The sequence below is a fragment of the Phormidium pseudopriestleyi FRX01 genome, assembly GCF_017313335.1.
Lineage (GTDB): Bacteria > Cyanobacteriota > Cyanobacteriia > Cyanobacteriales > Laspinemataceae > Laspinema > Laspinema pseudopriestleyi.
This window is the reverse complement of record NZ_JAFLQW010000666.1, coordinates 1-3,087: the sequence shown is the minus strand read 5'-3', so window position 1 is coordinate 3,087 and position 3,087 is coordinate 1. Positions and strand designations below refer to the sequence as shown.

Sequence of the window (3,087 nt, the reverse complement as noted above, 5' to 3'; positions counted from 1 at the left end):
TGCTCTTAGGGAACTCCAAAAAATAAAATAGCAATTGTAGGGTGGTGAAGCCACCGAACAGCTATGTGGGCATTGCCCACCTACGTCACCGCCGACACCCCACCCTAACCCGGACCTTGCCAAGGTCCGGGAACCGTCGCTGCTCTTAGGGAACTCCAAAAAATAAAATAGCAATTGTAGGGTGGTGAAGCCACCGAACAGAAGGTGGGCATTGCCCACCTACGTCACCGCCGACACCCCACCCTAACCCGGACCTTGCCAAGGTCCGGGAACCGTCGCTGCTCTTATGCGTGAAAAACCTACTATTGTAAGTCTCCCCCATCTCCCCCATCCTCCCCATCCTCCCCATCGGCAGAAACCGACTGGGCAGCCTAAAATAACAATAAGTCAGGATTTACGCATAATCTCCCGATTGAGTCGGGTCCGGTGGGCAATGCTCATCGGACTGATGGACTGCGTAAGTCCCAATAATTAGTGAAGACTGACTCATTGAGGCAGTCTGTGGTAGTAACGGAGTTTAACTGGGGTTTGTAATGTCAGTATTGGCAGCGATCGCGGTTCTGGCGATGCTTATTTTCGTCCACGAACTGGGACACTTCATGGCGGCCCGATTACAGGGCATTCACGTTAATCGTTTCTCAATCGGATTTGGGCCAATTTTATGGAAATACCAAGGCCCAGAAACCGAATATGCCATACGCGGGATTCCCTTGGGGGGGTATGTTGGCTTTCCCGATGATGATCCCGAGAGCGAAATTCCTCCCGATGACCCGAATTTGCTCCGCAATCGCCCGATCCTGGACCGGGCGATCGTGATTAGTGCCGGGGTGATCGCTAACCTGATTTTTGCCTATTTGTTATTGGTGACACAGGTGGCGACGGTGGGGGTGCAAGACTTTGACTATCAACCGGGGGTAAAAATTGCCCAAGTGATGTCGGAGGAAACTGCGGCTCATCGGGCGGGGATTCAGGCCGATGATATTATATTGCAAGCTGATGGAGAGGACTTAGACGCTTCTGCACAAGCGGTTCGGTCCCTGATGGAGATTATCCAAACCCATCCGGAGCAAGTTTTGGAACTTCAGGTGCAGCGGCAGAATGAAACCTTTAGAGTGCCGATTTCCCCGGAACGCGATGAAAGCGGGAAAGGGATTATTGGCGTGCAACTGGCTCCTCACGGGACCCTGATTCGTCACCGCGCCGGGAGTATTCCGGCAGCGTTTGGGGAGGGTGCGGTTGAGTTTCAACGGATTACGGTGTTGACGGTGCAAGGATTTGGACAGTTAATTGGAAATTTCCGAGAAACGGCGGATCAAGTGTCGGGTCCGGTGGCGATCGTGGCGATCGGGGCAAATATTGCCAAGTCTGATGCGGGAAATCTGTTCCGATTTGCGGCGTTAATTAGCATTAACCTAGCGATTATTAACATTTTGCCTCTTCCGGCCCTCGATGGCGGTCAGTTGGCATTTTTGTTAATTGAAGGGTTGCGCGGTAAACCGTTGCCGACTCATATTCAAGATGGGGTGATGCAAACCGGGTTAATGTTGCTGTTGGGTTTGGGTGTTTTCTTGATTGTTCGGGATACAGCTAACTTAGGTTGGGTCCAACAGTTATTTCAATAAAGGTAATGGAGGATGAACGGCAATGATGGCGTCATCCTTCATTCGTTTGGCAAGTTTTTACCATGAATATTACTCGGAAGTGGGCGGCGACGAAGCAACGGGCGATCGAGATTTTAATTCGGCTGAAGCGATTATATCCGGAGGCGGACTGTACGCTGAATTATGAGACGCCGGTGCAGTTATTGGTGGCTACGATTTTATCGGCACAATGTACGGATGAGCGGGTAAATTTGGTGACTCCGGAGTTGTTTAGACGGTTTCCGGATGCTGAGGCGATCGCCCGTGCGGATATTGAGGAGTTGGAACAGTTAATTCGTTCGACGGGGTTTTATCGGAATAAGGCGAAAAATATTCAAGGCGCTTGTCGGGCGATCGTTGAAAAACACAATCATCAAGTGCCAAAGCGGATGGAATTGCTAGTGGAGTTGCCGGGAGTTGCCCGAAAAACAGCCAATGTGGTCCTGGCGAATGCTTATGGGATTAATCAGGGCGTAACGGTGGATACCCATGTTAAGCGGTTATCCAATCGGTTAGGATTGACGGAAAATACAGACCCGGTGAAGATAGAACGGGATTTAATTCGCCTACTTCCCCAGGAAGATTGGGAAAATTGGTCGATTCGGCTGATTTATCATGGACGAGCGGTTTGTACAGCGAGGAATCCCGCTTGCGATCGCTGTGAGTTAGCAGATTTATGTCCAGCAGCCGATCTCCGTCTGCTTTCTAATGTATTGGGGTAGTTTTCTCCAGCATTAAGACTGATTGATTTTCAGTGATTATTGAGGAAATAAAGAAACGACTAAAGTCTTTACTACGAACGAATAAACCTGTTCTCTTTTTTGTAGTAACGACTGAAGTCGTTACTGGATTATTATTCACCACTTTAACTGATTCGGGGATTGACATAAAATCTTGTCAAACCTCACCTTTGTTCAAGGAAGATAAATGGTGATTGGGGTTAAAAACCGTTCCGTCTGGCATGATTGCGCCAGTTAAATCGGCCCCTCTCAAATCGGCCCCTGTTAAATTGGCATTCGTTAAATTTGCCCCACTTAAATTGGCTTCACAAAGCTTGGATTCAGATAAATTTGCTCCCTGCAAATCTGCTCCTTGCAAATCGGCTCCAGATAAATTAGTGCGAATCAAATTAGCTTTTTTCAAATTGGCTCCCGTAAAGACAACTCCTTTGAGGATGGCATTTGCAAAATTAGAGTTATATTTGTGGTGTTCAGACTTTTCTAATGGATTAACTGGAAGTTTAGGAAGATTTGAGGTACAATTTGCTTCTAGTTGAGTTTTGGCAGTTTTCATAAATTTAATCTTTATTAGGGAACTCCAAAAAATAAAATCTTCTAAGGGAACTCCAAAAAATAAAATAGCAATTGTAGCAATTGTAGGGTGGTGAAGCCACCGAACAGAAGGTGGGCAATGCCCACCCTACTCCTTTAAAAACTGAATAGGAATG

3 protein-coding genes are annotated in these 3,087 nt (G+C 47.6%); 2 read left to right on the top strand and 1 reads right to left on the bottom strand.

Annotation, left to right across the window (positions count from 1 at the left end; translation table 11 throughout):
• The first annotated feature begins 533 nt into the window (after positions 1–533).
• Entirely contained in the window at positions 534–1,622 is a 1,089-nt protein-coding gene (gene rseP / locus J0895_RS24930; protein ID WP_207090678.1) for an RIP metalloprotease RseP, read from the top strand.
• A gap of 62 nt (positions 1,623–1,684) precedes the next feature.
• On the top strand, positions 1,685–2,362 hold the full coding sequence (gene nth / locus J0895_RS24925; RefSeq protein ID WP_207090677.1) for an endonuclease III: 678 nt from the start codon (positions 1,685–1,687) through the stop codon (positions 2,360–2,362).
• A gap of 175 nt (positions 2,363–2,537) precedes the next feature.
• On the opposite strand, the gene J0895_RS24920 is transcribed toward nth, so the two are convergent.
• Positions 2,538–2,933 carry a pentapeptide repeat-containing protein gene (locus J0895_RS24920; RefSeq protein WP_207090676.1) on the bottom strand — a complete coding sequence of 132 codons (396 nt, stop codon included), beginning with the start codon at positions 2,931–2,933 and terminating at the stop codon, positions 2,538–2,540.
• Positions 2,934–3,087: the final 154 nt, after the last annotated feature.

What these genes read in the sequence shown, in the direction of transcription:
- J0895_RS24920 (WP_207090676.1), bottom strand. Translation starts at nt 2,933, where the DNA reads ATGAAAACTGCCAAAACTCAACTAGAAGCAAATTGTACCTCAAATCTT.
- nth (WP_207090677.1), top strand. Translation starts at nt 1,685, where the DNA reads ATGAATATTACTCGGAAGTGGGCGGCGACGAAGCAACGGGCGATCGAG.
- rseP (WP_207090678.1), top strand. Translation starts at nt 534, where the DNA reads ATGTCAGTATTGGCAGCGATCGCGGTTCTGGCGATGCTTATTTTCGTC.